This is a genomic window from Yinghuangia aomiensis (assembly GCF_039542225.1).
Lineage (GTDB): Bacteria > Actinomycetota > Actinomycetes > Streptomycetales > Streptomycetaceae > Yinghuangia > Yinghuangia aomiensis.
On record NZ_BAABHS010000021.1, the window covers coordinates 120,332 to 146,312 of the forward strand.

The following is a 25,981-nucleotide window of genomic DNA, read 5'->3' on the forward strand; positions in this document are numbered from 1 at the left end:
CCGCCCGCCGACCGGATACCGGTCGGCGGGCGGACTCCTGTGCGGCGCGGGCGTCGTGCGGACGACGCGGCCGGGCTTGCGTGCGGGCTTACTTCTCCTTCTTGGGCCCGTCCGAGTCGGTCGACAGCGCGGCGATGAAGGCCTCCTGCGGCACCTCGACGCGGCCGACCATCTTCATGCGCTTCTTGCCTTCCTTCTGCTTCTCCAGCAGCTTGCGCTTGCGGGAGATGTCGCCGCCGTAGCACTTGGCGAGGACGTCCTTGCGGATCGCGCGGATGTTCTCGCGGGCGATGACGCGCGCGCCGATGGCCGCCTGGATCGGCACCTCGAACTGCTGGCGCGGGATCAGCTCGCGCAGCTTCTTCGTCATCTCGACGCCGTAGTTGTAGGCCTTGTCCTTGTGGACGATCGCGCTGAACGCGTCCACGGCCTCGCCCTGCAGCAGGATGTCGACCTTGACGAGGTCGGCCATCTGCTCGCCGGTGGGCTCGTAGTCCAGCGACGCGTAGCCGCGGGTCTTGGACTTCAGCTGGTCGAAGAAGTCGAAGACGATCTCCGCGAGCGGGAGCGTGTACCGCAGTTCGACGCGGTCCTCGGACAGGTAGTCCATGCCGAGCAGGCTGCCGCGCCGGGACTGGCACAGCTCCATGATCGCGCCGACGTACTCGCTCGGCGCCAGGACCGTGGACCGCACGACGGGCTCGTGCACCTCGGAGATCTTGCCGCCGGGGAACTCGCTCGGGTTGGTCACCGTGTGCTCGGTGCCGTCCTCCATCACCACGCGGTAGACCACGCTCGGCGCGGTGGAGATCAGGTCGAGGCCGAACTCGCGTTCCAGGCGCTCGCGGATGATCTCCAAGTGGAGCAGACCGAGGAAGCCGCAGCGGAAGCCGAAGCCGAGGGCCGCGGACGTCTCCGGCTCGTACACCAGTGCCGCGTCGTTGAGTTGCAGCTTGTCGAGCGCGTCGCGCAGCTCCGGGTAGTCCGATCCGTCGAGCGGATACAGGCCGGAGAACACCATCGGGCGCGGGTCCTTGTAACCGCCGAGCGCTTCGGTGGCGCCCTTGTGCAGGCTGGTGATGGTGTCGCCGACGCGGGACTGCCGGACGTCCTTCACACCGGTGATGATGTAGCCGACCTCGCCGACGCCGAGCCCGTCCGCGGGCTTGGGCTCCGGCGAGATGACGCCGATCTCCAGCAGCTCGTGGGTCGCGCCGGTCGACATCATCTGGATGCGCTCGCGCTTGTTGAGCTGGCCGTCGACGACACGGACGTACGTGACGACGCCGCGGTACGAGTCGTACACAGAGTCGAAGATCATCGCGCGGGCGGGCGCGTCCGCGACACCGACCGGCGCGGGAACCAGGCGCACGGCCTCGTTGAGGAGTTCGGCGACGCCCTCGCCGGTCTTGCCGGACACGCGCAGCACGTCGCTCGGCTCGCAGCCGATGATGTGCGCGAGTTCCTCGGCGTACTTCTCCGGCTGCGCGGCGGGCAGGTCGATCTTGTTGAGCACCGGGATGATCTGGAGGTCGTTCTCCAGCGCCAGGTACAGGTTGGCGAGGGTCTGCGCCTCGATGCCCTGCGCGGCGTCGACGAGGAGGATCGCGCCTTCGCAGGCGGCGAGGGAGCGCGAGACCTCGTAGGTGAAGTCGACGTGGCCGGGGGTGTCGATCATGTTGAGGACGTAGGTGCGCCCGTCCTCGGCGGTCCACGGGAGCCGCACGGCCTGCGACTTGATGGTGATACCGCGCTCGCGCTCGATGTCCATCCGGTCGAGGTACTGCGCCCGCATCTGCCGTGCGTCGACCACGCCGGTGATCTGCAGCATCCGGTCGGCGAGTGTCGACTTGCCGTGGTCGATGTGGGCGATGATGCAGAAGTTGCGGATCAGCGCCGGGTCGGTACGGCTGGGCTCCGGCACGTTCACGGGGGTCGCGGGCACGCAGGCTTCCAGGTTCTCGGTCGTTGACGTGGGGACTGCTGTCGCACGCGGGCAAGCGCGCGGGGCATGTAGACCATCATCGTCCCATGCGTGTCGAGTACCGGTCGCTTCCACCCGAGGTCCGTGCCGCGGCGGCATCCCGGTCGGGCGCGGCCGCGGTGTCCGCGGAGGACCGCGCGGGCGGGTTCAGCGGCGGCGTCGCAGCCCGGCTGGCGCTCGCGGACGGGCGCCGCGTCTTCCTCAAGGGCTGCCCGGAGGACCACCCGATCGCCGCCCAGTACGACGTCGAGGCGTGGTTCGGCACGCGCATGCCGGACGCGTTCCCCGCACCGCGGCTGCTGGCGTCGTTCGACGCCGCCGGGTGGTTCGTGCTGCTCTTCGAGGACGTGTTCGCCGACGTTCCCGGCGGCGAGGCCGACCTGAGCGACCCGGCCGACCTGGCGGCCTGCCGGGACCTGCTCACACGGCTCGCCTCCGCGGAGTATCCGGCGGCGTGGTCGGCCCGGATCCCGCCGGCCGGGGTGGCGCTCGGGCACCTGGCGTCGGGGTGGGCGCGGGTGGCGGCGGAGCCGCCGCCGGGGCTCGACCCGTGGGCGGCGGGGCGGCTCGGGGAGCTGCGGGCGCTGGAGCGGCGGTGGGCTTCCGCCGCGGAGGGTGAAGGGCCGCTGCACACGGATCTGCATCCCGGGAACGTCCTCGTGCGCGGCCGCGCGGCGCGGGAGGCGGTCGCGGTCGACTGGACGCGGCCGGCGCGCGGCGCGGCGTGGGTCGACGCGCTGCTGTTCTGCCTGCGCGATCCGGGGGTCACCGCGCTGCCGGAGTGGTTCCTGTCCGACTACGACGTCCCGCACGAGGCGCTGTGCGGGCTGCTCGCCGGGGCGGCGGGGCACTGGACGGACGCGGCCCGGTTGGCGGCGCCGCCGTATGCGCCCGGACTGCGCGCCTACGAGGCGGCGCGGGCGGCAAAAGCGCTGGTGTGGCTGCGGCGGGCCCGGGAGGATGACGGGTCATGATCCTCGAACACGCGCTGCTCGACGTCCTGCCCGGCCGCGAGGACGAGTACCTCGCCGCGTTCGCCGAGGCCCGCCCGCTCATCGAGGGTCGGGAAGGCTTCGTGGACCTGCGGCTCGAGCGGTGCGTCGAGCACCCGTCGCGGTTCCTTCTGCTGGTGCGGTGGGAGCGGCTGGAGGACCACACCGAGGGCTTCCGCGGCTCCGCCGAGTACGGGCGCTGGCGCGAGCTGCTGCACCATTTCTACGATCCGTTCCCCGAGGTCACGCACTTCACGGCGGCGGGTTGGGCCCCAGGTCCGATTTGGGGGGCCTGATCGGCCCCTGGTAGCCTGTCCCACTGCGTGTGCCACTGTCTCAGCCGCGCAACCAGTCGTCAGTTCACCGAGGGCCCTCTACCCCGACGTGGACAACTCACGTCCGACAAGACGAGGCTCTTTCTACCGTGGCTAACATCAAGTCCCAGATCAAGCGGATCAAGACGAACGAGAAGGACCGCCAGCGCAACAAGGCGGTCAAGTCGGCGCTCAAGACCGCCGTGCGCAAGGCCCGCGAGGCCGTCGAGGCCGGCGACGTCGAGAAGGCGACCGTGCTCGCCCGCGAGGCCAACGCGAAGCTCGACAAGGCCGTGAGCAAGGGCGTCATCCACAAGAACCAGGCCGCGAACAAGAAGTCCGCGCTGGCCAAGAAGGTCTCCTCCCTCCAGGCCTGACCTTCCGGCCGGTCCGCCGGTCTCTGTGGCACCCGGGAACGCCGCTCCCCCGAAGCAATTCGGGCGGGGGCGGCGTTTTTGGCGTTCGGGGAACGGCGAGGGAGAAGCAGCCGCGTCGGGGTGGGGCGTGACGCGGGGCCGGGTCTGGCCGGGACATGACCGTGTGGGCCGGGACGGGTGGGCACGCCGGGCGATCCGGGCCGGTCGGGACGCCCGACCGGCCAACCGGAGCGCGACGACGGCCGAGCCGCGGACGGGGTGCGGGCAACGACCAGGACCTGTCGTGGCGGGGTGGGCAAGGTGGTGCCGAAGTCGACCGGCCGGGCCGCCGAGCCGTATGCTGCCCCGCCGGTCAGGTGTTGCGGGTCATGGCCACGGTCACGACGGCCTTTTCCAAGGCGTAGGCCGGGTCGGTGCCGCCGCCCTTGACGGCGGCGTCGGCCGCGGCGACGGCGCGGAGGGCGCGGGCGATGCCGTCGGGGGACCAGCCGCGGAGCTGTTGGCGGACGCGGTCGATCTTCCACGGGGGCATGCCGAGGTCGCGGGCCAGGTCGGCCGGGCGGGCACCGCGGGGGGCGCCGCCGAGCCGGGCGATGTTGCGGACGCCTTGGGCGAGCGCGCTGGTCACCAGGACCGGGGCCACCCCGACGGACAACGCCCAGCGGAGTTGCTCCAGGGCCTCCGCGGTACGCCCTTCCACGGCCTTGTCGGCGACGTCGAAGCTGGACGCCTCCGCACGGCCCGTGTAGTAGCGGGCCACCGTCTCCTCGTCGACGACGCCCTCGGTGTCGGCGGCGAGTTGGCTGCACGCGGCGGCGAGTTCGCGCAGGTCGTTGCCGACCGCCTCGACCAGGGCCCGGGCCGCGTCCTCGGTGACCGAGCGGCCCGCGGTGCGGAACTCGGTCTTCACCAGCGCCAGCCGGTCGCCGGCCTTGGTGACCTTCGCGCACGCGACCTCGCGGGCGCCCGCCTTGCGCGCCGCATCCAGCAGCCCCTTGCCCTTCGGCCCGCCGAGGTGGGTGAGGACGAGCACGACTTCGTCGGCGGGCGCGGCCAGGTAGCCCTTGATCTCGTTGACCACGTCCGTGCCGAGGTCCTGCGCGGCACGCACCACGATCACCTTGCGTTCGCCGAACAGCGACGGGCTGGCGAGCTCGGCGAGCATGCCGGGCTGGAGCGCCCCGGGGGCGAGGTCGCGGATGTCGGCGTCCGGGTCCTCCGCGCGCACGGCACGGGTGACCACCGCCACCGCCCGGTCGACGAGGAGTTCCTCCGGGCCGACCACGAGGGTCACCGGGGCGAGCGGGTCGTCTGCAGATTTCCTGGCCATCCCGGACAGCATCGCACGCCGCCGCGACAACCCGGTCCCGGCCGCGGGCGACCACCCGCAGCGCCGCGGGCGGACCGCTCACCGCGACGCTCCCGTCCCGGTCGGTCCGCGGCACCACGGCCCCGGCCGCGGCCAGCAGCGCGGTGGTGGCGGGCGCCGGGTGCCCGTACGGGTTCCCGCGTCCCGCCGACACCAGCGCAATGCGCGGACGCAGACCGAGGACCAGGGCCGGGTCCTGGTGTGCCGACCCGTGGTGCGGCACCTTGAGCACGTCGATGCGCAGGCCGGCGGTCTCGGTACGCAGCAGGCGCTGGGCGTCCGGTTCGACGTCGCCGGTGAGCAGCACCCGCACGCCGGACACCTCGGCGAGCACCACCAGGCTCGCGTTGTTCGGCACCGATCCGGGCAGCCGGCGCACCCCGGCCGGGTCGTGCGGGGCGAGGACGCGGAGCCGGACCCGGTCGCCGACGACGCGTTCCTCGCCGTACTCGGCGGCCAGCAGCGGGACACCCTCGGCCGTCGTCCAGCGGCGCACGCGGGCGACCTCGCCTGCCGGTTCGGCCACCGGTGTGGCCGCCACCGCACCGACCGCGCGGTGCCGCAGCACACCGGGCAGGCCCTCGACGTGATCGGCGTGGTAGTGGCTGAGGATCGCCAACGGGATGCCGCGGACGCCGAGTTCGCCCAGGCAGCGGTCGACCGGCCGCGGATCCGGACCGGCGTCCACCACCACCGCGGTCCGCGGACCCGCGTTGAGGACGAGCGCGTCGCCTTGGCCGACGTCGCACATCGCCAGATGCCAGCCGGGCGGCGGCCAACCGGTCAACGGCCTGACCACCGCCGCGGGCCGGAGCAGCATCACCACGAGGAGGCCCGCCACCGCGACGAGGCCCAGCGGCCGCCGCGCCGTCACCCGCGCCAGGGGGACCAGCGCGAACGTCGCGACCGCGAGGGCGATGCCCCCGCCGAGACCGCCCGGCCAGCCGACCGTCGCGCCGGGCACGCCCGCACCGGTGCGCGCCACCGCGGCAATCCACGCGACAGGCCACGCCGCCACGTGCGCGAGCAGGGCGGCAGCGCTCGGCCACACCGGCGCCACGAGCAGCACCAGGAACCCGAGCACGGTCGCCGGGACGACCGCGAACTCGGCCAGCAGATTGCACGGCACGGCGACCAGGCTGACCCGGTCGGTGAACGTCACCACGACCGGCCCGCACACCGCCTGCGCGGCACACGGCACCGCGACGGCCGCCGCCACCTTGACCGGCCAGCCGCGCCGCACCAACGCCCGTGTCCAGTGGGGCGCGAGGAGCAGCAGCGCACCCGTGGCGAGCACCGACAGCACGAAGCCGAAGCTGCGCGCGAGTCCGGGATCGACGAGCAGCAGGACGAGCGCCGCCCCGGCGAGTGCCGAAGGACCGTGCCTGCGCCGCCCGGTGAACAGCGCCGCCAAGGTGACCAGTCCCATGACCGCGGCGCGCAGCACGCTGGGATCGGGACGGGCGAGCACGACGAAGGCGAGCACCGCCCCCGCGCCGAGCAGCGGGAGAGCGCGGCCACGGACGCCGGCGTAGCGGAAGGCGAGCAGCGCGGCGCCGAGCAGGATCGTGATGTTCGTGCCGGAGACGGCGGTGAGGTGGGTGAGTTCGGTGGCTTTGAAATCGTCGAGGAGGTCGGATGGGATCGCCCGGGTGTCCCCGACCACCAGGCCGGGGAGCAGTCCGCGGGCGGTCGGCGAGAGCCCGGCGCACGCGGCGCGGAGGCGTTCGCGCAGGTGACCGGCCCAGCGCTGGTGGGCGCTGGGGTCGGCGAGGATCCGCGGCTCGGCGGCGCGGACGAGCAGGAGCGCGGCGTCGGGGCCGCCGTCGCGGGCGGGCACCAGCCGCCCGGCGACTTCGGCCCGGGTGGTGGGCAGGAGGCCGGACCAGGCGGGAGAGGCCGGGGCGAGGATGCTGAGGGGCGTGCGGGTATGTGTGCTGCCCGCCGAGCCGGCCCCCACGGTGACTTCGTCGGCGCGGACCCGCACCCGCACGGATCCCCCGCCCCGCGCGTCGCCCCGGACTTTCGGGGCGACGGCCGCCGGGTCGTCGGTCACCGTGAACCGGATCGTGGCGGTACGGCCCTCCGCGGCCAACCCGGGCACCGGTCCGGCACGTTCGCCGGACGTGAGCAGAGCGGCGGAACCGCTGCCCGCCGCCAGGCACACCAGGACCACGGCCGCCGTGGCCCGCACCGGTCCGCACCCGCGTCGGGCGAGCACCGCGGCGCCGAGCAGGCATGCCCCGACGACGAGCCGGACGGTTCGGGCCGGCGCGTCGACCGCCACCCACGCCGCGGCCCAGGCGGCGAACGTGCCCGGCACCAGCCGTAGATCGAGGGCGTTTTCGGCTTTCTCCTTCGCTTTCCCGGGTTCCGAGGAGGCCCGGAAAGGGGAAGTGCCGTCCCCACGGCCGTTCATACCCGCACCTTCGAACGGATTTCCTCCAGGCGACGGGCCCCGATGCCGCGGATTTCCCGGAGTTGGTCGACCGACGTGAAACGTCCGTGTTCGCGGCGCCAATCGAGAATGTGGGCGGCCATGACGGGGCCGATTCCGGGCAGGGCGTCGAGTTGTTCGGCGGTCGCGGTGTTGAGGTCGACCACGCCGCCGGCCGCCGCTTTGCCGCCACCCGCGCCCGCGGCAGCCGGTCCGGGCACCACGGCAGGCACCGGCGGCGGCGCCGTGGCACCGGGCACGCCCACCGGGATCTGTTCGCCGTCGACCAGCACGTGCGCGAGGTTGAGGACGGACAGGTCGGTCCCCGGCAGCGCCCCGCCGGCCGCCTTGAGCGCGTCGTCCACCCGGGAACCGGCGGGCAGGGCGAGGACACCGGGCCGCGCGACCTTGCCGACGACGTGCACCGAGACATTCGACGGCGCGGCGGGCACGGCGCTCGCTTCGACACCGGCCACCACGGCGGCCGCGGGTGAGCCGGACCCCGGTGCCACGCCGGCCCGTTCCGCACCCGGGCCGGACGTCGCCCGGGTGGAGGCCCCGACCACCGGCGGCACCGCGACCGCCTGCGGACGGGCCCGCCACCACCCGGCCCCGGCCAGCACGACCGCCAGCAGCGCCAGCACCGCCACGGCGGCGACCGCCCGCCGGTCCATGCCGACCCGCAACGCTTTGAGGTGCGGCGGAATCCGGTCGGCGACGGCGTCGGCGAACCGACCGCGGAGCGGGACTGCGGGCAGCCGGGCGGTGTCCTGCCCGTCGCTGACCACGGCGGCCGCGCCGGCCGCGCCGACCGAGGTGCCAGAGGCGTCAGAGGCGTCCTGATCGGACGGCCGAGCGAACAGCCCCTCCCACGCGGCGCCGTCTTCGACCGCACCGGGGTCGGTTCGGCCGGGTGCGGGCGGCAGGAGGTCAGGTCGGACGGGCATGGGCGAAACGGGTGCGGGGAGGACGGAGTCCGGCGGAACGGAGCCGGGTCGGGCAGGCGCAGGTCGGTGCGCCTCCGCACGGTTCACGCCGGACCCGTCGGCCAACGGCGGCGGCGTCCCCGCGTGGCCCCCCGCGAGCAGCCGACGACCCGGTGGAGCGTCGTCCGGCGGCCGGTCCGGCGGCACGCCCGCCCGCATCTCCCTCCGCGCCTCGCGCCGCGCGGCATCGTCGGCGAACAGGCCGTCCAACCGCGACAGCACACGTGTGTTCGCAGCGGCACCGGAGAACTTCGTGGATTTCGTCATGCCCCGACGTTAGGTCGAGGCACCCCGGCGAATTCCCCTTTTCCTGCCCGAAATCCCGGATCTGTGGATAACCCCGCCCCCGAATTCACCCTGTGGACAACACATTTGCGCAATCGCACATCAGGCGTTAGGCGTCAGGCGTCAGACGTGAGCCGGCAGGTCGAACAACGCGAGCACCTCCGGGTCCTGGAACACCGTGTTCCGGACGATCCGCCCCTCGGCCACGTCGAACACCTGGAGGGTGTGCAGCCGGTACGCCGCATCGTCGCCGGGCCCGGTCCGCACATACGCGGCCATTGCCGGGCTCCCGTTGGCCGCCGTCGGCACGACGCGCCAGTCGGTCCCGTTGGCGCCGTACACCCACCCCATGAACGCCGCGTACCGGTCCCGTCCGACGAACCACGTGCTGACCGGCGGCATCTCCAGGATCGCGTCGTGCGCGAGCAGCGCGGTGAGCGCCTCGATGTCCGCCTTCTCGAACGCCGCCGCGTAGCGGTCGACCACGGCGCGGTCGGCGGCGGCCTCCGCGACCTCGTGCTCGGCGAGGCCTGCCGTGGACAGCCGGGCCCGGGCCCGTTGGAGGGCGCTGTTGACCGCGGCCGGGGTGGTCTCCAGCAGTGCGGCGGTCTCGGCGGCCGACCATTCGAGGACGTCCCGCAGGATCAGCACCGCGCGCTGCCGCGCGGGCAGGTACTGCACCGCGGCGACCCATGCGAGGCGCAGCGTCCCCCGGGACGCCACGACCTGGCCGGGGTCGGCGAGCCACGCGTCCGGCATCGGCTGGAGCCACGGGACCTCGGGCGCGTGGTTCAGCGGGGTCAGCGGGTCCTCGTCGGGGGCGCCGAGGCCACTGGGCAGGGGGCGGCGCCTGCGGGTGTCCAGCGCGGTGAGGCACACGTTCGTGGCAATCCGGTACAGCCACGTGCGCATGCCCGCCCGGGTCGCGTCGTAGCGGTCGTACGCGCGCCAGGCGCGCAGCAGGGTGTCCTGGACGAGGTCTTCCGCGTCGTGCACCGAGCCGAGCATCCGGTAGCAGTAGGCCAGCAGTTCCCGGCGGTACGGGTCGGTGCGGCGGGCGAACTCGGCGGCGGGATCCGGGACGCCGGTGGGATCGCTGCTGATGGTGGCCATGCCTGCCTCTCTCGGTGCGGTGACGGAGTGCGTCGACGCCTGAATGCGTATGTACCGGCGACCGGCCCGGAAGTCATCGGTGAATCGCGGCGGCCGCGGCGATGAATTCCGCGGACCCCGGCGGTAGGTACAGGCGCACCATCCGGAATCGAGCCGAGGAGCCCGCCATGACCGCCACGCAGACCGCCCGGACCGCCCAGACCGCCGATGCCACCGCGACCGCCCGGGCGACCCCCGAGCGGCAGGTCCGCGCCGTCATCGACACCGTCTACGCCGCCTGGGCCGCCAACGACGCCGACGCGTTCGTCACCGTCTACACCCCCGACGCCACCGCCACCCTGCCCGGCTCGTTCCGCAACGGCCGCGAGCAGATCCGGGCCGCGATGGCCGCCGGGTTCGCCGGCCCGCTGAAGGGGTCGACCGTCCGCGACGAGATCGGCAGCGTGCGGTTCCTCGGCGGGCGCGGCGACGCGGCCGTCGTCGTCGGCCGCAGCTGTGTCGTGTTCGCGGGCGAGACCGATGTCCCCGACGACCGCTGGGTGCTCGTGACCTGGGCGCTGGAGCGCGCGGACGACGGCACCTGGCTCGTCGCGGCGTACCACAACTGCGCCGCCTGACCATCCCGCGGCGCCCGACCATGCCGCGGCGCCGGTCCCCGCGTGGGACCGGCGCCGCGGCAAGCCGTTCGGCCCCGCTAGCGCGGCGACACCACCACGGCCAGCAGTCCCGGCCCGGTGTGCGCGCCGATGACCGCCCCGGCCTCGCTGGCGTGCAACTCCCCCAGCCTCGGGAGCCGTTCCCGCAGGCGTTCGGCCAGAGCGTCGGCACGTTCCGGGCTGGCGAGGTGGTGGACGGCGATGTCCACCGGCGCCTCCCCCGCCGCCTCGATGGCGATCTCCTCCAGGCGGCTGATCGCGCGGGCGGCCGTGCGGACCTTCTCCAGCGGCGCGATCCGGCCCTCGGTGACGTGCAGCAGCGGCTTCACCGCGAGCGCCGCGCCCATCAGCGCCGCGGCGGCGCCGATGCGGCCGCCGCGCCGCAGGTATTCGAGCGTGTCGACGTAGAAGAAGCCCTGCGTGGCCCCCGCCCGCTTCTCCGCCGCCGCGGCGGCCTCCTCGGCCGAGGCCCCGTCGGCGACCGCTTCCGCCGCGGTCAGCACCGGGAAGCCCATCGCCATCGCCACCGTGCGCGAGTCGACCACGCGCACCGGCACCGGCGCCTCGCGGGCCGCCAGCAGCGCCGCCTCGTACGTTCCGGACAGCTCCGACGACAAGTGGATCGACACGATCTCGCGCGCGCCCTCGGCGGCCATCTTCCGGTACGTCTCGGCGAACGTCTCCGGTGCCGGACGCGACGTCGTCACCACCCGCTTCTGCCGCAGCGCCTCGGCGAGCCCCGCCGGGGTGGCCTCGGTGCCCTCGTCGAGCGGCCGCCCGCGCAGGACGACCTTGAGCGGCACCACGACGATGCCGTGCCGCTCGACCACCTCGTCGGGCAGGTACGCCGTGGAATCGGTAACGATCGCGACATCGGTCGTCATGGAGGTGAAGCTACCCGTCGCCGAAGGGACAAGGACGAGGACACGAGACGAGCAAACAAGCCGAACACAAGGCCGGTCGAGCCCCGGGACAAGGAAACCAGCCGGACGACGGAACGGTCCGCCCGGTCGGCCAGGGCCGCGGCCGGGCGCGCCGCCTCAGGGCCCGAGGGCCTCCTTCGCCGCCTGCGACGTCTCCCGCAGGGCGGCGACTTCCTGGTCGACGTCCCGGCCGAGCCGGTCGAGTTCGTCGTGCGCCAGGTCGCGTTCCCGGTCCTGCGCGGCCCAGCGCAGCGATCCCGCGGCATGCTGCACGCGTTCGGCGCGTTCGCGGAGCTGCGGGAGTTCGCGGTCGACGCGGACCGGGTCGGGTTCGCGTTCGAGCATGCGCAGGTCGGTGTCGAGGCCGGCGGCGAAGCGTTCGAGGCGGTCGAGGAGTTGCCGCGCCTCGCCGAGTTGGGCGTCGCGCGCGTAACCGGCGTCGAGGACACGGCGGGTGTGGTCCAGCGATTTGCGCACCGCACCGCGCAGCCGGGCCGCTTCGCCGACTCCGCCCGGACGGGTGTATGCCCGGGCCTTGGACGCGGCGTCGTCGACGAGCCCGCGGATCCGCGGAGCGTGCCGGTCGATCCGCCGTCGGACTGCACGCCGCACTATCACCGCGAAGATCACCACCACACCGATCAGCACGAAAAGGGCGGCAACGCCCGCCCCCAGCACGAGTGCGACGGCCTGCGCGCCGTCGGAGGCGAGTGACACGGCTGGTCTCCTCCCAGTGGTCGCCGCCCGCGATGACTCAACATTAGCGCCGCCGGGGGGCCGGACGTCCGTGCCGGACGAAATCCGCCCGTTCCCGGGCGATCGTCACACTGCGGAAATCACCCGGACACGGACCGGAAACGGCTGCCGGAAACCACCGCCGCGGCCCGCCGGAACCGGCCCGGGAGGCGCGGAGGGCGGCGCCGCCTCCCGGCCGCACCGCCCTCCGCCCTCACTCCACCGCCTTGGCCGCCGCCGTCACCACCGGCACTGCCGGCACTTCGGGCACGCCCGTCACTGCGGTCACGCAGGAACGATGTTCACCAGCTTCGGCGGCCGCACCACGACCATCCGCACCGCGGCGCCGCCCAGCGCCGCCCGCACGGCCTCGTCGGCCAGCGCCAGCTCGCGCAGGTCGTCCTCGCCGATCGCCGGCGGGACCTCCAGGCGGGCCTTGACCTTGCCCTTGATCTGCACGACGCAGGTGACCGTCTCGTCGACGACGTACGCCGGGTCGGCCTCCGGGAAGTCGTGGTGCGCCAGCGAGCCTTCGTGGCCCAGCCGCGCCCACAGCTCCTCGGCGACGTGCGGCACCAGCGGCGCCACCATCAGCACCACCCGGTCGGCGATCGAACGCGGCACCGCGTCCAGCTTCGTCAGGTGGTTGTTCAGCTCGATCGCCTTCGCGATGGCCGTGTTGAAGCGCAGCCCGTCCAGGTCGCGGCGCATGCCGTCGATCGCCTTGTGCAGGGCACGCAGCGTGGCCTCGTCCGGCTCGACGTCGACGACCCGGACCTGCCCGGTCTCCTCGTCGACGATGTTGCGCCACAGGCGCTGCAGGAAGCGGTACGAGCCGACGATCGCGCGGGTATCCCACGGCCGCGAGACCTCCAGCGGCCCCATCGACATCTCGTACAGGCGCAGCGTGTCCGCGCCGTACTCCTCGCACATCTGGTCGGGCGTCACCGAGTTCTTCAGCGACTTGCCCATCTTGCCGTACTCGCGGTTGACCTCTTCGACGCCGTGGAAGAACTTGCCGTCCTCCTCGGTGACCTCGTCGGCCTGGACGTACACGCCGCGCGCGTCGGTGTAGGCGTACGCCTGGATGTAGCCCTGGTTGAACAGCTTGTGGAACGGCTCGAACGACGAGACGTGGCCCAGGTCGAACAGCACCTTGTGCCAGAAGCGCGAGTACAGCAGGTGCAGCACCGCGTGCTCGACGCCGCCGACGTACAGGTCGACGCCGCCCGACGCGCCTTCGGTGCGCGGGCCCATCCAGTAGCGCTCGTTCTCCGGGTCGACCAGCACGTCGTCGTTGGTCGGGTCCAGGTAACGCAGCTCGTACCAGCACGAACCCGCCCAGTTGGGCATGGTGTTGGTCTCGCGGCGGTACATGCGCGGCCCGTCGCCCAGGTCCAGCTCGACGTTCACCCAGTCGGCGCGGCGGGACAGCGGCGTCTCCGGCTCGGTGTCGCCGTCCTCCGGGTCGAACGTGCGCGGCCGGTAGTCGTCGATCTCGGGCAGTTCGACGGGCAGCATCGACTCGGGCAGCTCGTGCGCGACACCGTCCTCGTCGTAGACGATCGGGAACGGCTCGCCCCAGTACCGCTGGCGGCTGAACAGCCAGTCGCGCAGCTTGTACGTGACGGTCGGCGCGCCCACGCCGTGCTCGGCCAGGTGCGCGTCCATCGCCCGCTTGGCGTCGGCGACGTCCAGGCCGTCCAGGGTGAAGTCGCCCGCCGTCGAGTTGACCAGCATCGCGGTCTTCGACACGAACGCGTCGTCCCACGTGGCCGGGTCGTCGGCGCGGCCGTCGTCGGGCTTGACGACGCAGCGGATCGGCAGGCCGAACTTGCGGGCGAACTCGAAGTCGCGGTGGTCGTGCGCGGGCACCGCCATGATGGCGCCGGTGCCGTAGCCGGCCAGCACGTAGTCGGCGATGAACACCGGGATATGCCCGCCGCCCGCCGGGTTCACCGCGAACGCGCCGGTGAACACGCCGGTCTTGTCCTTGCCTTCGGTCTGCCGCTCGACCTCGGTCTTGGCGGCCGCCTCGGCGCGGTACGCGGCGACGGCCTCGGCCGGCGTGGCGTACCCGCCGGTCCACTCGTCGCGGGTCCCGGCCGGCCACGCGTCGGGCACGATCGCGTCGACGGACTCGTGCTCGGGCGCCAGCACCATGTAGGTGGCGCCGAACAGGGTGTCCTGACGCGTCGTGAACACGCGGACCTTCAGGTCGTCGGCGTGCCCGGCGAACGTGAAGTCGATGTGCGCGCCCTCGGACCGGCCGATCCAGTTGCGCTGCATCAGCTTGACCGGCTCGGGCCAGTCCAGCTTGTCCAGGTCGTCGATCAGGCGGTCGGAGTATGCGGTGATCCGCATCATCCACTGCTTCAGGTTCCGCTTGAACACCGGGAAGTTGCCGCGCTCGCTGCGGCCTTCGGCGGTGACCTCTTCGTTGGCCAGCACGGTGCCCAGGCCCGGACACCAGTTGACCGGCGCCTCGGACAGGTAGGCCAGCCGGAACCCGTCGATCACCTTGGCCTGTTCGGCACGCGGCAGGTCCGCCCACACGCCGCCGCCGGGGACCCCGCGGGTGCCCTTCTCGAACTGCTCGACCAGGTCGGCGATCGGCCGGGCGCGGCCCGTGCCGCCGTCCGCCTCGGTGTCGTACCAGGAGTTCCGCAGCTGCAGGAAGATCCACTGCGTCCAGCGGTAGTACTGCGGGTCGATGGTGGAGATCGACCGGCGCGGGTCGTGGCCCAGGCCCAGACGGCGCAGCTGGCGGCGCATCGTGGCGATGTTCGCCTCGGTGGTGATCCGCGGGTGCGTGCCGGTCTGCACGGCGTACTGCTCGGCGGGCAGGCCGAACGCGTCGTAGCCCAGGGTGTGCAGGACGTTGAAGCCGGTCATGCGCTTGAACCGGGAGTACACGTCGGTGGCGATGTAGCCCAGCGGGTGGCCGACATGCAGGCCCACACCCGACGGGTACGGGAACATGTCCATCACGAACATCTTCTCGCGGCCCGCGACCTTGGCCGGCTCCGCCATCGGCCCGGCGGGGTTGGGCGCCTCGAAAGTGCCGTCCGCTTCCCACCGGTCCTGCCAGCGCAGCTCGATGTCGCCGGCCATGGCGGCCGTGTAGCGGAAAGGCTCGGTCGGCTCGGTGGCCTGCGTGGTCTCGGTCATCGTCCTCAGGGCTCCTGGATGCTTGCGCAGCGCGGCCGCGTCAGCGGGTTACCGGGCAACTCGAACGGTCCGGGGATCCGGAGACTCCGGGGTCCGGAAATGGAAAAACCCCTCGCACAGGAGGGGTCGCCGCGCCGAGGAGGGCGGCGGTCCGACGACCGGCCGCCCGACCTGCTCAGCGCGGCCCGGTAAGCAGCAGGACGGCACGCATGGGGACAGGGTACCGCAGGGCCCTGGGCCGACCGGCGGATATCCCCGGGTCGGCCGGGCGGGTCGGCCCGGGGCACGGCTCGGCGGCTCGGCGGCTTGGCGGGTCGGCGGGTTCGCGCGTCGCCGGTCAGGTGAGGGAGACGACGAGGAGGATCTGGGCGAGGTGGTACGCGGCGGCGATCGTGACGCGCGCGTACGGCGTCGGCTCCCGGTACCGGTTCCAGCCCGCGAGCATGTCCGCGCAGTAGAACAGGAACGCCCCCGCGACCGCGGTCGGCTGCCCGGTCGCGGAAGCGGCGACGACCATCACCGACAGCACGCCTATGTACAGGACGACCGGCAGCGTCAGCCCGGGCGCGGACGCGCGCACGCCCAGCACGAGCCGGACCGCGAAGCCCAGCGTCGCCACCAGCACGACGACGATGCCCGCCGCCGCCCACAGCCACGACCAGCCGACCTGCTGGAACCCCACGACGTACGCGACGTGCGCGGCCAGCGACGCGGCGACCGCGAGCCGGAACCGCCGCTCGCCGCCCGGCATCAGCAGGTCGCGGGCCAGCGACAGCAGCAAGGCGACCAGGAACGCGGCACGCTGCGCCTGGCTCTGCGGATCGAGCACCGCCGCCGACGCGATCAACGCGACACCGACCGCGGGCCGGGCGCGTTTCTCGGTCCGGAGGTCGTCGCGGCCGACGGCTCCCCAGTCCACGACCGCGAGCACGGCGGCCGCGAGGAGCAGCGCCAGCGCGAGGGGGGTCATGACCGGCGACCATACTGAGGGGTAACCGGGGAAATCGCCTAACTCGGCACTACGTCACGCAACCGTGATGAGGCCGAGTCCGAGCCGCGTCGTGCGCGGGCTTCGGCCACCGTCCGGCTCACAACGCCGCGGCCGTGTTCCGGCTCCCGATCGCCGCGACCAGGCCACGGAACGGCGCCAGGTCGTCGTCGACCTCGGGATGCCACTGGACCGCGACGGCGAAGGGGTGGTCGGGCAGCTCCACGGCTTCGATGGTGCCGTCCGGCGCGCGCCCGGCCACCACCAAGCCCGCGCCGAGCCGGTCGACCGCCTGGTGGTGGTAGGACGCGACATCGATGTCGGTGCGCCCGTACAGCTCCGCGGTGCGGCTGCCCGGCTCCAGCGCCACCGGGTGGCGGCCGTACCGGCCGGGTGCGGGTGCGTGGTCGCGGTTGCCCAGCCGGTCCGGCAGGTGCTGGAGGAGGGTGCCGCCGCGCAGCACGTTGAGGACTTGCAGCCCCCGGCAGATGCCCAGCACGGGCAGGCCTGTCTCCAGCGCCCGCCGGGCGAGGGCGATTTCGGCGGTGTCGCGGGCGGGGCGCACCCAGCCGCTTTCGGCGTGCGGTTCGGCCGCGTAGCGCGACGGGTCCACATCACCGCCGCCGGCCAGCACAAGGCCGTCGACCCGGTCGAGCACCTCGCCGACATCCGGCACCGACGGCAGCAGCACCGGCAGTCCGCCGGCCGCCGCGATCCGGTCCACATACGCCTGCGGCAGCAGCGTGGCCTGGGTGTCCCAGGCCGCCCACTTCGCCCGCTCGCTGTAGACGGTCACGCCGATGACGGGGCGACGGGACGACATACCCGGTACCACCTTTCTGCTGCTCGGTCCGTGTGCTGCGGCCCCGGCCGACGGTCCGGCCGGGGCTCCATGATGCGGCCTACAACGGCGTGACGTACGCCCCCGAGATCCCACCGTCGACCAGGAACTCCGCCGCCGTGATGAACGACGCGTCGTCCGACGCCAGGAACGCGACCGCCGCCGCGATCTCCTCGGCCTCCGCGAACCGGCCCGTCGGAATGTGCACGAGGCGCCGTGCGGCCCGCTCCGGGTCCTTCGCGAACAGCTCCCGCAGCAGCGGCGTGTTCACCGGCCCCGGGCACAGCGCGTTGACGCGGATGCCCTCCCGGGCGAACTGCACGCCGAGTTCGCGGGACATGGCGAGCACGCCGCCCTTGGACGCGGTGTACGAGATCTGCGACGTCGCCGCGCCCATCCGCGCGACGAACGACGCGGTGTTGACGATCGCACCCTTCCCCTGCCGCTGCATGTACGGCAGCACGTACTTGCAGCACAGGTACACCGACGTCAGGTTGACTTCCTGCACGCGCCGCCAGGCGTCGATGCCGGTGGTGAGGATCGAGTCGTCGTCGGGCGGCGAGATGCCGGCGTTGTTGAAGGCGACGTCGATGCTGCCGTACCGGTCGAACGCGGCCTGGTACATGCGCTCGACGTCGGCCTCGCTGGTGACGTCGGCCTTCACGTGGATGCCGCCGACCGCGTCCGCGGCCGCCTTGCCCGCGGTCTCGTCGATGTCGACGCACACGACGTTCGCGCCTTCGGACGCGAGGCGCTTTGCGGTGGCCAGGCCGATGCCGCTGCCCGCGCCGGTGATGACGGCCGTACGGCCTTCAAAACGCTTCACTGGGGGAGTCCTCCGTTGTGCTGGGTCCTGCGGGGTCGGGGTGCTTCGGGGACCGGCTCACTCGTCGGCGATGAACACGTTCTTCGTCTCGGTGAACGCATCGGCCGCGTCCGGCCCGAGTTCACGCCCGAGCCCGGACTGCTTGAATCCGCCGAACGGCGTCCAATAACGCACCGAAGAGTGCGAGTTGACCGACAGATTGCCCGCCTCGACCCCGCGCGCGACGCGCAGCGCCCGCCCCACGTCGCGGGTCCAGATCGACCCGGCCAGACCATAGGCCGTGGCATTCGCGATGCGGACCGCGTCCGCCTCGTCGTCGAACGGCACGACCGCGGTGACCGGCCCGAAGATCTCCTCGGTGACGGTGCGGTCCAGCGGATCCGCGGGCGTCAGCACGGTCGCCGGGTACCAGAAGCCCTTGCCTTCGGGCACCGTGCCGCGGATCGCCACCGGCGCGTCGTCCGGGACGTAGCCGCGCACCCGGTCGCGCTGTGCCGCGGACACCAGCGGCCCCATGGCGGTCGCGGGGTCGTTCGGGTCGCCGGCGCGTACCGCGAGGATGTGCGGCTCGAGCAACGCGAGGAACTTCTCGTACGCGTCGCGCTGCACGAGGATGCGGCTGCGGGCGCAGCAGTCCTGGCCGGTGTTGTCGCAGAACGACATCGGCGCCGCAGCCGCGGCCTTCTCCAGATCCGCGTCCGCGAACACCACATTGGCGCTCTTGCCGCCGAGTTCCAGCGTCACCCGTTTCAGCGTCCCGGCGGCGCGGGCCATGATCTCCTTGCCGACCGCGGTCGACCCGGTGAACACGATCTTGCGGACGTCCGGGTGGTCGACGAGCGCGCGCCCGGCGACCGCGCCGCGGCCCGGCAGCACCTGGAACACGCCTTCGGGGATGCCCGCGTCGAGCGCCAGTTCGGCGACGCGCATCGCGGTGAGCGGCGTGAGTTCGGCCGGCTTCGCCACCACCGCGTTGCCCGCGGCCAGCGCGGGGGCCAGCCCCCAGCCGAGGATCGGCAGCGGGAAGTTCCACGGCACGATCAGCCCGACGACGCCCAACGGCTCGTGGAAGGTGACGTCGATGCCGCCCGGCACCGGGATCTGACGGCCGGTCAGCCGTTCCGGAGCGCCCGCGTAGTAGTGCAGGACGTCGCGCAGGTTGCCCACTTCCCAGTGCGCGTTGCCGACCGGGTGCCCGGCTTCGGCGACCTCCAGCGCGGCGAGTTCGTCGGTGTGCGCGTCGACGAGTTCCGCGAACCGGCGCAGCAGGCGGGCCCGGTCGCCGGGAGACACGGCCCGCCACGCGGGGTAGGCGGCCTCGGCGCGGCGTACGGCGGAGTCGACTTGGGCGGCGTCGGCCATGGGGACACGGGCGACGAGTTCCTCGGTCGCCGGGTTGGTCACGTCGAAGACGTCGTCGGCCATCTCGGCCATGGCGGCCCTTTCTCACGTGGTTCTCGGGGTGGTGCGGCGGCGCTCGTCGGCGCTACATGCGTTCGAAGCCGCGGTACATCTCCCAGTCGGTCACGGCGGCTTCGAACGCGGCGAGTTCGACGCGGGCGGCGTTGGCGTAGTGCGCGTGGACGTCCTCGCCGAACACGGTGCGCGCGAGTTCGCTCTTCTCCCACAGGTCGAGTGCCTCGCGGAGCGTGGTGGGGACGTTCTCCGCGCCCGAGGTGTACGCGTTGCCGGTCTGCGCGGGCATCAGCGGCAGTTCGTTGTCGATGCCGTACTGCCCCGCGGCGATCATCCCGGCGACCGCCAGGTACGGGTTCACATCGCCGCCCGGCACCCGGTTCTCCACCCGCAGCGACAGGCCGTGGCCGACGAGCCGCAGCGCGCAGGTGCGGTTGTCGACGCCCCACTGCACCGCGGTCGGCGCGAAGCTGCCGGGCTGGAAGCGCTTGTACGAGTTGATGTTCGGCGCGTACAGGAGCGTGAACTCGCGCAGGGTGGCGAGCTGCCCGGCCAGGAAGTGCTCGCCGGCCTTGGACAGCCCGTGCGGCCCGTCCCCCGCGAGCACCGGCCCGTCGCCGCCGCGCAGCGAGAGGTGGATGTGGCAGGAGTTGCCTTCGCGCTGGTTGGGCTTGGCCATGAAGGTGAGGCTCATGCCCATCTGCGCGGCGATCTCCTTGGCGCCGTTCTTGTAGATGCTGTGGTGGTCGCAGGTGCGGACGGCTTCGTCGTAGCGGAACGCGATCTCGTGCTGGCCGAGGTTGCATTCGCCCTTCGCCGATTCGACGTACAGCCCGGCGCCCGCCATGTCGTTGCGGATGCGCCGCAGCAGCGGCTCGACGCGGGCGGTGCCGAGGACGCTGTAGTCCACGTTGTACTGGTTCGCCGGCGTCAGGTCGCGGTATGCGCGCCGCCAGGCGTCCTCGTACGTGTCGCGGTAGACGACGAACTCCAGTTCCGTGCCGACCATCGCCTGCTGCCCGAGGGCGGCCAGCCGGTCGGTCTGCGCCTTGAGGATCTGCCGCGGCGAGGCGACGACCGGCGTCCCGTCGGTCCACCGGAGGTCGGCGACGAGCATGGCCGTGCCCTCGTTCCACGGCACCGGGCGCAGCGTCGCGTGGTCGGCGACGAGGACGAAGTCGCCGTAGCCCTTCTCCCATGAACTCATCGCGTAGCCGTCGACGGTGTTCATGTCGATGTCCACGGCGAGCAGGTAGTTGCAGCCCTCGGTGTGGTGGTGCAGGACTTCTTCGAGGAAGAACCGGGCGGAGAGCCGCTTGCCCTGAAGCCGGCCCTGCATGTCGGTGAACGCCACCAGGACGGTGTCGATCACGCCGGACGCGACCTGCGTGCGGAGCCACTCCATGTCGTACGGCTGCTCGTGGACCATCGCCGTCCTCCCCTGGGACACGCCGCTCTCCGGCCGTCCGTCATGCTCGTACGGACGTTCCGGGCTATCCAATCTCATTGGTCTAACATCAGTCCATTGATTGGTCTGAACTGCCGAAAGAAATTCGGTGCCGACCCGACCGACGCCCGGAGCGGAACCGAGGGGGTGGAAGAGTGCCGACCGACGCCGGCGAACGCGCGTCCGAATCCGCATCCGCATTCGAGGGGTGGAGCGACCCGACGGCCGATGCCGTGCTGCGTCCGGTACGGGCGGGCAACGCGTTCGAGGAGACCGTCGAACGCCTGATGGCCGCGATCAAACTGGGCGTCGTCCCGCCGGGCGGCCGCTTCCCCGCGGAACGCGACCTCGCCGCGCGCCTCGGCGTCAGCCGCATCACCCTCCGCGAGGCCCTGCGCGCACTCCAGCAAGCGGGCCATGTCGAAGTCCGCCGCGGCCGCTTCGGCGGCACCTTCGTCACCGGCCCGCTCCCCGCCCCGGAACCCGGCGAAGCCCGCCGCCGCGCCGAGGACATGGGCCCGGCCCTCGACGACGCGCTCACATTCCGCCAGGTCCTGGAAGTCGGCGCCGTCCAAGTCCTCGCCGCCCGCGGCCTCACCGACGCGCAGCGCGAACTCCTCCTCGCCCGCCTCACCGCCGTCGACACCGCGGCCCCCGAGGACTACCGCCGCCTCGACACCGCCTTCCACCTCACCCTGGCGGAACTCGCCGGCTCCTCCTCGCTCACCGCGGCGGCGGCCGACGTCCGCATGCGCCTCAACGACCTGCTGAACGCGATACCCGTCCTCGACCGCAACATCGCGCACAGCGCGGTCCAGCACCAGGCCATCGTCGAAGCCGTCCTCGCAGGCGACCCGGACGCGGCCCGGCTGGCAACGATCGAACACCTCGAAGGCACCGCGGCGTTGCTCCGGGGATTCCTGGCCTGAGGGCACTACCGCACGTCGAGCACCATCCCACCCCGCGCCGCCACCAACTCCGACCGCACCATCTCCAGCAACCGCCCCATCCAATGCGGCGACCCGCCGGCCCGCTCCCCCCAGAACTCGTCCCGACTCTGGTAGACCAGCCGCGCATCCCCGGTCGACCAGGCCGGCCGGGTGGGGAGCTGGGGTGACCAGGCTTCGCCACCGGCGCTCCCTGACCACGCGGGCTTTGGGGGGGTGTGGGGTGGCGAAGCCCCCCACCGGCGCGAAGCGCCAAAAAACGACGAGGGGCGACGAGGTCTGTTCACCAACAGACATACGTCGCCCTCGACCCGAGTGGAGCTAAGGAGACTTGAACTCCTGACCCCCTGCATGCCATGCAGGTGCTCTACCAGCTGAGCTATAGCCCCGGGGTGACCGCCCTCACGCAGACCGGCGGTCGATTCAATTGTGTGAGTGGAGCTAAGGAGACTTGAACTCCTGACCCCCTGCATGCCATGCAGGTGCTCTACCAGCTGAGCTATAGCCCCTCACCCGGCAGTCGGTTGCCCGACTGGCCAGGGATTACTTTACATGGTCGACCGGGCAACTTCCTAACCGATACCCGGGCGGCCGTTTCCGCAGGTCAGCGCGGTCAGTAGCGGCCGGTGGCGGGGACCGCGCCGGCGGTCATGCCGCCGTCGACGACGAGTTCCGCACCGGTCATGTAGGAGGCCGCGTCGGAGGCGAGGAAGGCCACGGTCTCGGCGACCTCCTCGGGCGCGGCGACACGGCGCAGCGGGACGGCGGGGAACTTGCCTTCGCCGCGTTCGACGCCGACCTTGGCGATCATCGGGGTGTCGATGACGCCGGGGTACACGGAGTTGATGCGGACACCGTGTTCGCCGACCTCGAGGGAGACGGTCTTGGAGAGGCCGCGGACGGCCCACTTGGTCGCGCCGTAGGCGGAGTGCGACGGGAGACCTTCGAGTCCGGACTGCGACGAGATGTTGACGATCGAGCCGGAGCGCTGGGCCTTCATCGTCGGCAGGACGGCCTGCATGCCGAGGAAGACGCCCTGGAAGTTGACCTTGAAGATCTTGTCGAGGCCTTCGAGGGTCTCGTCCTGGAACGCCTTGGTCCAGTAGATCGCGGCGTTGTTGACGAGGACGTCGATGCGGCCGAAGGCGTCCAGGGCGGCGGTGACGACCCGGTTCCAGTCGTCGGGCGACGAGACGTCGTGGCGGACGAAGACGGCCGCGTCGCCGAGGTCCGCGGCGACCTTCTCGCCCTCTTCTTCGAGCAGGTCGGTGATGACGACCTTCGCGCCGCGGGCGACGAACAGGCGGGCTTCGGCCTCGCCTTGGCCGCGTGCGGCGCCGGTGATGACGGCGACCTTGCCGGTGAGCTGGTCGGTGAGCTGTGCCATGGGTCACTCCTCGGGGTTGCCGGGCCCGCCGCGGCGGGCCCGGCACGAAAGCCGGTGCGGGGTGCGCGGGGTTACGCGAGGCCCTTGCGCAGGGCTTCGGTGGCGTCGGCGAACGCGGTCGCGGCGGCGGGCACGAGGGCGCCCATGCCGATCGCGCCGTGGAACATGCCGTCGTAGACGCCGTATGCGGCGGGGACGCCGGCTTCCGCGAGGCGGACCGCGTACGCCGCGCCTTCGTCGCGCAGCGGGTCCAGCGCGGCGGCGACGACGAACGCGGGGGCGAGCCCGGCGAGGTCGGGGGCGGTGCCGGGCGACGCGTACGGGTGCGCGGGGTCGCCGTCGGGGCCGATGTACTGCTCCCAGTACCAGCTCATGTGGGTGGCCGTCAGGAAGTAGCCCTCGGCGTTGTCGCGGTACGAGTCGGTGCCGCGCCGGTGGTCGAGCACCGGGTAGACCAAGAGCTGGAACGTCGGCTGCGCGGTGCCGCGGTCGCGGGCCATGAGGCAGACGGCGGCGGCGAGGTTGCCGCCCGCGGAGTCGCCGGCGATCGCGATGCGGGCGGGGTCGCCGCCGATGGCCGCGGCGTGCTCGCGGGCCCACAAGTAGGCGGCGTAGGCGTCTTCGGCGGCGCCCGGGAAGCGGGTTTCCGGCGCCAGGCGGTAGTCGACGGAGACGAAGACGGCGCCGGTCGCGTTGGCGAACGCGCGGCAGGTGCCGTCGTGGCTGTCGAGGCCGCAGAGCGCCCACCCGCCGCCGTGCAGGAACACGACGACGGGGAGCGCGGCGGACGCCTCGGACCCGGCGGGTCGGTAGATCCGTACCGGGAGTTCGCCCGCGGGGCCGGGGATGGTCCGGTCCTGCACGTCCGCGACGGGGATCGGCGGGGCGGGCGATTTGGGAGCGGCGGCGAGGATGCGGCGCGCCTCGGCGGCGTCCGCGACCTGGGTGCCGACCTGCGGGAAGGTCGCCGTCATCATGTCTATGAGCTGGCGGACTTCCGGGGCCAGGGCGTCTTGGGGCATGTCAGCCTTCCACGGTGTTCCGGACGGTGGGGCCGGCGGTCCAGCCGCCGTCGACGGCGAGTTCGGAGCCGGTGACGTACGACGCGGCGTCGGAGAGCAGGTAGACGACCGCGGAACCGACCTCCTCCGCTTCGCCCGCGCGGCCCATCGGGGCCTTCGGGTAGCCGCCTTCGCCGGGCTTGATGCCGACGACGGCGGTCATCGGCGTGTAGATCATGCCGGGGTGCACGGAGTTGACCCGGATCTTGTCGCCGGCCAGCTCGATCGCGGCGGTCTTGCCGATGCCGCGGACCGCCCACTTGGCCGCCGAGTAGGAGCCGGTGTACGGGAGGCCCATGAGGCCGGCGGCGGAGGAGATGTTGACGATCGAGCCGCCGCCCGCCGCCTTCATCGCGGGGATGACGGCCTGCATGCCCATCCACACGCCGGTCAGGTTGATCTTGATGACGCGCTCGAAGTTCTCCAGCGACTCCTCGGCGAACGGGCCGCCCGCGGTGACGCCCGCGTTGTTGACGAGGCCGTCGATGCGCCCGAACTCGGCGAGGGTGAAGTCGACGACGGCCTGCCACTGGGCGGGGTCGGCGACGTTGTGGGCGTGGAAGCGGGCGTTCGGGCCGAGGTCGTCGGCGGTCTTGCGGCCGGCCTCCTCCTGCAGGTCGGTGATGACGACCTTGCCGCCGCCCGCGACGACCTGGCGGGCCGAGGCCGCGCCGAGTCCGCCGGCCGCGCCGGTGATGATGACGACCTTGTCGGTGAGGTTGGGGCCCTGGAGTTCGGTCATGGTGGTGGCTTTCTGGGTTGGGCTTGTGTGGCGGCTTTCGTCCACAGGCGGGCCGTTATCCACAGGGTGGGATTTTCAAAAGTGACGGGGCGGGGCCGCCGAGGTGAGACTTCGGGGGTCGGCCGAGTCCGATGGCGGTGGGGGCGGGGGAGGGACTCCCACACGGTCCTCGTCCCGCAGTGGTGGGAGGAGGGAGGGCCCTATGAGGGCGTGAGTCAGCCCCGCATCGGCGGCACAATCCCCGCCGTAGACCCCCCATCAATCACAAACTCCGTCCCCGTCATCCAAGACGAAGCATCCGAAGCCAAGAACACCACCAGCTCCCCGATGTCCTCCGGCTCCCCGATCCGCCGCAGCGGCACCGCCGGGTAGTTCCCGCGTCCGCGCTCGACGCTTCGGCCGAGCATCGCGGTGTCCACGCCGCCCGGGTGCACGGAGTTCACCCGGATCCCGTCCTCGCCCAGCTCAAGCGCCGCGGTCTTGGTCAGCCCCCGCACCGCCCACTTCGCCGCCCCGTAGGCCCCGTGCCGCGGAATGCCCTGCAGCCCGGCCAGCGACGAGATGTTGATGATCGACCCGCCGCCGCGTTCCACCATCGCGGGCACTACGGCCTGGATCCCGTGGAAGACCCCGAACAGGTTCACCTGCAGAACCCGCTCCAGGTTCTCCGCGGTCTCCTCCATCACCAGCGCGTGCCGCAGGATCGCCGCGTTGTTCACCAGCACGTCGACGCCGCCGAAGGTCTCGACGGCCGCGGCGACGACCCGCGCCCAGTCCTCCGCCGACGACACGTCGTGCCGCACGAAAAGAGCCGCGGAGCCGATGTCCGCGGCGACCGCCGTGCCTTCTTCCTCGAGCACGTCGGTCAGCACGACGCGTGCCCCGTGCGCGGCGAGGAGCCGGGCCTCGGCCTCGCCCATGCCGCGCGCGGCTCCGGTGATGATGGCTACCTTGCCGTCCAGGCTGGTCACGTGGCAGGCCCTT

The 25,981-nt window shown here is 72.5% G+C and carries 21 protein-coding genes, 2 tRNA genes and 1 pseudogene; 5 read left to right on the forward strand and 19 right to left on the reverse strand.

The window, feature by feature from the left end; genetic code table 11:
• Positions 1-88: 88 nt before the first annotated feature.
• A complete protein-coding gene (gene lepA, locus ABEA93_RS27065; protein WP_345678401.1) occupies positions 89-1,945 on the reverse strand; it encodes a translation elongation factor 4 in 1,857 nt (618 codons plus the stop codon).
• Positions 1,946-2,031: 86 nt separating this feature from the next.
• Here lepA and ABEA93_RS27070 point away from each other — a divergent pair, with 86 nt between their 5' ends.
• From ABEA93_RS27070 to rpsT, 3 genes are all read left to right on the forward strand, one after another.
• Entirely contained in the window at positions 2,032-2,958 is a 927-nt protein-coding gene (locus tag ABEA93_RS27070) for a phosphotransferase family protein (protein ID WP_345678402.1), read from the forward strand.
• Entirely contained in the window at positions 2,955-3,272 is a 318-nt protein-coding gene (locus tag ABEA93_RS27075) for an antibiotic biosynthesis monooxygenase family protein (RefSeq protein WP_345678403.1), read from the forward strand. The genes ABEA93_RS27070 and ABEA93_RS27075 overlap by 4 nt, the downstream gene beginning before the upstream one ends.
• A gap of 128 nt (positions 3,273-3,400) precedes the next feature.
• Positions 3,401-3,667: a 30S ribosomal protein S20 gene (gene rpsT / locus ABEA93_RS27080; RefSeq protein WP_345678404.1), complete on the forward strand. Its 267-nt coding sequence runs from the start codon at positions 3,401-3,403 to the stop codon at positions 3,665-3,667.
• Between the two features lie 352 nt (positions 3,668-4,019).
• On the opposite strand, the gene holA is transcribed toward rpsT, so the two are convergent.
• The 4 genes and pseudogenes from holA to ABEA93_RS27100 form a co-directional block, all read right to left on the reverse strand.
• On the reverse strand, positions 4,020-4,997 hold the full coding sequence (holA, locus tag ABEA93_RS27085; protein WP_345678405.1) for a DNA polymerase III subunit delta: 978 nt from the start codon (positions 4,995-4,997) through the stop codon (positions 4,020-4,022).
• A gap of 304 nt (positions 4,998-5,301) precedes the next feature.
• Positions 5,302-7,455: pseudogene (locus ABEA93_RS27090) on the reverse strand (ComEC/Rec2 family competence protein); the annotation flags it as partial.
• Complete coding sequence (locus ABEA93_RS27095) at positions 7,452-8,726, reverse strand: helix-hairpin-helix domain-containing protein (protein WP_345678406.1); 1,275 nt, start codon at positions 8,724-8,726, stop codon at positions 7,452-7,454. The gene ABEA93_RS27095 and the pseudogene ABEA93_RS27090, both read right to left, overlap by 4 nt.
• A gap of 141 nt (positions 8,727-8,867) precedes the next feature.
• Complete coding sequence (locus ABEA93_RS27100; protein ID WP_345678407.1) at positions 8,868-9,857, reverse strand: sigma-70 family RNA polymerase sigma factor; 990 nt, start codon at positions 9,855-9,857, stop codon at positions 8,868-8,870.
• Between the two features lie 167 nt (positions 9,858-10,024).
• On the opposite strand from ABEA93_RS27100, the gene ABEA93_RS27105 reads away from it, so the two are divergent.
• Entirely contained in the window at positions 10,025-10,474 is a 450-nt protein-coding gene (locus tag ABEA93_RS27105) for an SgcJ/EcaC family oxidoreductase (RefSeq protein WP_345678408.1), read from the forward strand.
• 77 nt (positions 10,475-10,551) lie between these two features.
• Here ABEA93_RS27105 and ABEA93_RS27110 read toward each other — a convergent pair whose 3' ends face one another.
• The 8 genes from ABEA93_RS27110 to ABEA93_RS27145 all read right to left on the reverse strand — a co-directional run bounded on the left by ABEA93_RS27110 (position 10,552) and on the right by ABEA93_RS27145 (position 20,842).
• Complete coding sequence (locus ABEA93_RS27110; protein WP_345678409.1) at positions 10,552-11,397, reverse strand: DegV family protein; 846 nt, start codon at positions 11,395-11,397, stop codon at positions 10,552-10,554.
• 156 nt (positions 11,398-11,553) lie between these two features.
• The gene (locus ABEA93_RS27115) at positions 11,554-12,153 is read right to left on the reverse strand and encodes a hypothetical protein (protein ID WP_345678410.1); all 600 of its coding nucleotides are present in this window, start codon (positions 12,151-12,153) and stop codon (positions 11,554-11,556) included.
• Positions 12,154-12,456: 303 nt separating this feature from the next.
• Positions 12,457-15,342 carry a leucine--tRNA ligase gene (gene leuS / locus ABEA93_RS27120; RefSeq protein WP_345678411.1) on the reverse strand — a complete coding sequence of 962 codons (2,886 nt, stop codon included), beginning with the start codon at positions 15,340-15,342 and terminating at the stop codon, positions 12,457-12,459.
• A gap of 337 nt (positions 15,343-15,679) precedes the next feature.
• On the reverse strand, positions 15,680-16,312 hold the full coding sequence (locus tag ABEA93_RS27125; RefSeq protein WP_345678412.1) for a lysoplasmalogenase family protein: 633 nt from the start codon (positions 16,310-16,312) through the stop codon (positions 15,680-15,682).
• Positions 16,313-16,430: 118 nt separating this feature from the next.
• Positions 16,431-17,153, reverse strand: coding sequence for a gamma-glutamyl-gamma-aminobutyrate hydrolase family protein (locus ABEA93_RS27130; RefSeq protein ID WP_345678413.1), 723 nt, complete (start codon positions 17,151-17,153; stop codon positions 16,431-16,433).
• A 79-nt stretch (positions 17,154-17,232) separates the two neighbouring features.
• Positions 17,233-17,997, reverse strand: a complete 765-nt coding sequence (locus ABEA93_RS27135; protein WP_345678414.1) for a 3-oxoacyl-ACP reductase — start codon at positions 17,995-17,997, stop codon at positions 17,233-17,235.
• Positions 17,998-18,054: 57 nt separating this feature from the next.
• Positions 18,055-19,431, reverse strand: a complete 1,377-nt coding sequence (locus ABEA93_RS27140; RefSeq protein ID WP_425585110.1) for an aldehyde dehydrogenase family protein — start codon at positions 19,429-19,431, stop codon at positions 18,055-18,057.
• 52 nt (positions 19,432-19,483) lie between these two features.
• Positions 19,484-20,842, reverse strand: a complete 1,359-nt coding sequence (locus ABEA93_RS27145) for a glutamine synthetase family protein (protein ID WP_345678415.1) — start codon at positions 20,840-20,842, stop codon at positions 19,484-19,486.
• Positions 20,843-21,015: 173 nt separating this feature from the next.
• Between ABEA93_RS27145 and ABEA93_RS27150 the strand changes: the two genes are divergently transcribed.
• Positions 21,016-21,789, forward strand: coding sequence for a FadR/GntR family transcriptional regulator (locus ABEA93_RS27150; RefSeq protein ID WP_425585111.1), 774 nt, complete (start codon positions 21,016-21,018; stop codon positions 21,787-21,789).
• Positions 21,790-22,123: 334 nt separating this feature from the next.
• Here ABEA93_RS27150 and ABEA93_RS27155 read toward each other — a convergent pair.
• The 6 genes from ABEA93_RS27155 to ABEA93_RS27180 form a co-directional block, all read right to left on the reverse strand.
• A tRNA-Ala gene (locus tag ABEA93_RS27155) sits at positions 22,124-22,196 on the reverse strand.
• A gap of 47 nt (positions 22,197-22,243) precedes the next feature.
• A tRNA-Ala gene (locus ABEA93_RS27160) sits at positions 22,244-22,316 on the reverse strand.
• A gap of 104 nt (positions 22,317-22,420) precedes the next feature.
• Complete coding sequence (locus tag ABEA93_RS27165) at positions 22,421-23,194, reverse strand: glucose 1-dehydrogenase (protein WP_345678416.1); 774 nt, start codon at positions 23,192-23,194, stop codon at positions 22,421-22,423.
• A 71-nt stretch (positions 23,195-23,265) separates the two neighbouring features.
• Positions 23,266-24,216 carry an alpha/beta hydrolase gene (locus tag ABEA93_RS27170; protein WP_345678417.1) on the reverse strand — a complete coding sequence of 317 codons (951 nt, stop codon included), beginning with the start codon at positions 24,214-24,216 and terminating at the stop codon, positions 23,266-23,268.
• 1 nt (position 24,217) lies between these two features.
• Positions 24,218-24,997: a glucose 1-dehydrogenase gene (locus ABEA93_RS27175; RefSeq protein WP_345678418.1), complete on the reverse strand. Its 780-nt coding sequence runs from the start codon at positions 24,995-24,997 to the stop codon at positions 24,218-24,220.
• A 215-nt stretch (positions 24,998-25,212) separates the two neighbouring features.
• Entirely contained in the window at positions 25,213-25,968 is a 756-nt protein-coding gene (locus tag ABEA93_RS27180) for a glucose 1-dehydrogenase (RefSeq protein WP_345678419.1), read from the reverse strand.
• Between the last annotated feature and the right edge of the window lie 13 nt (positions 25,969-25,981).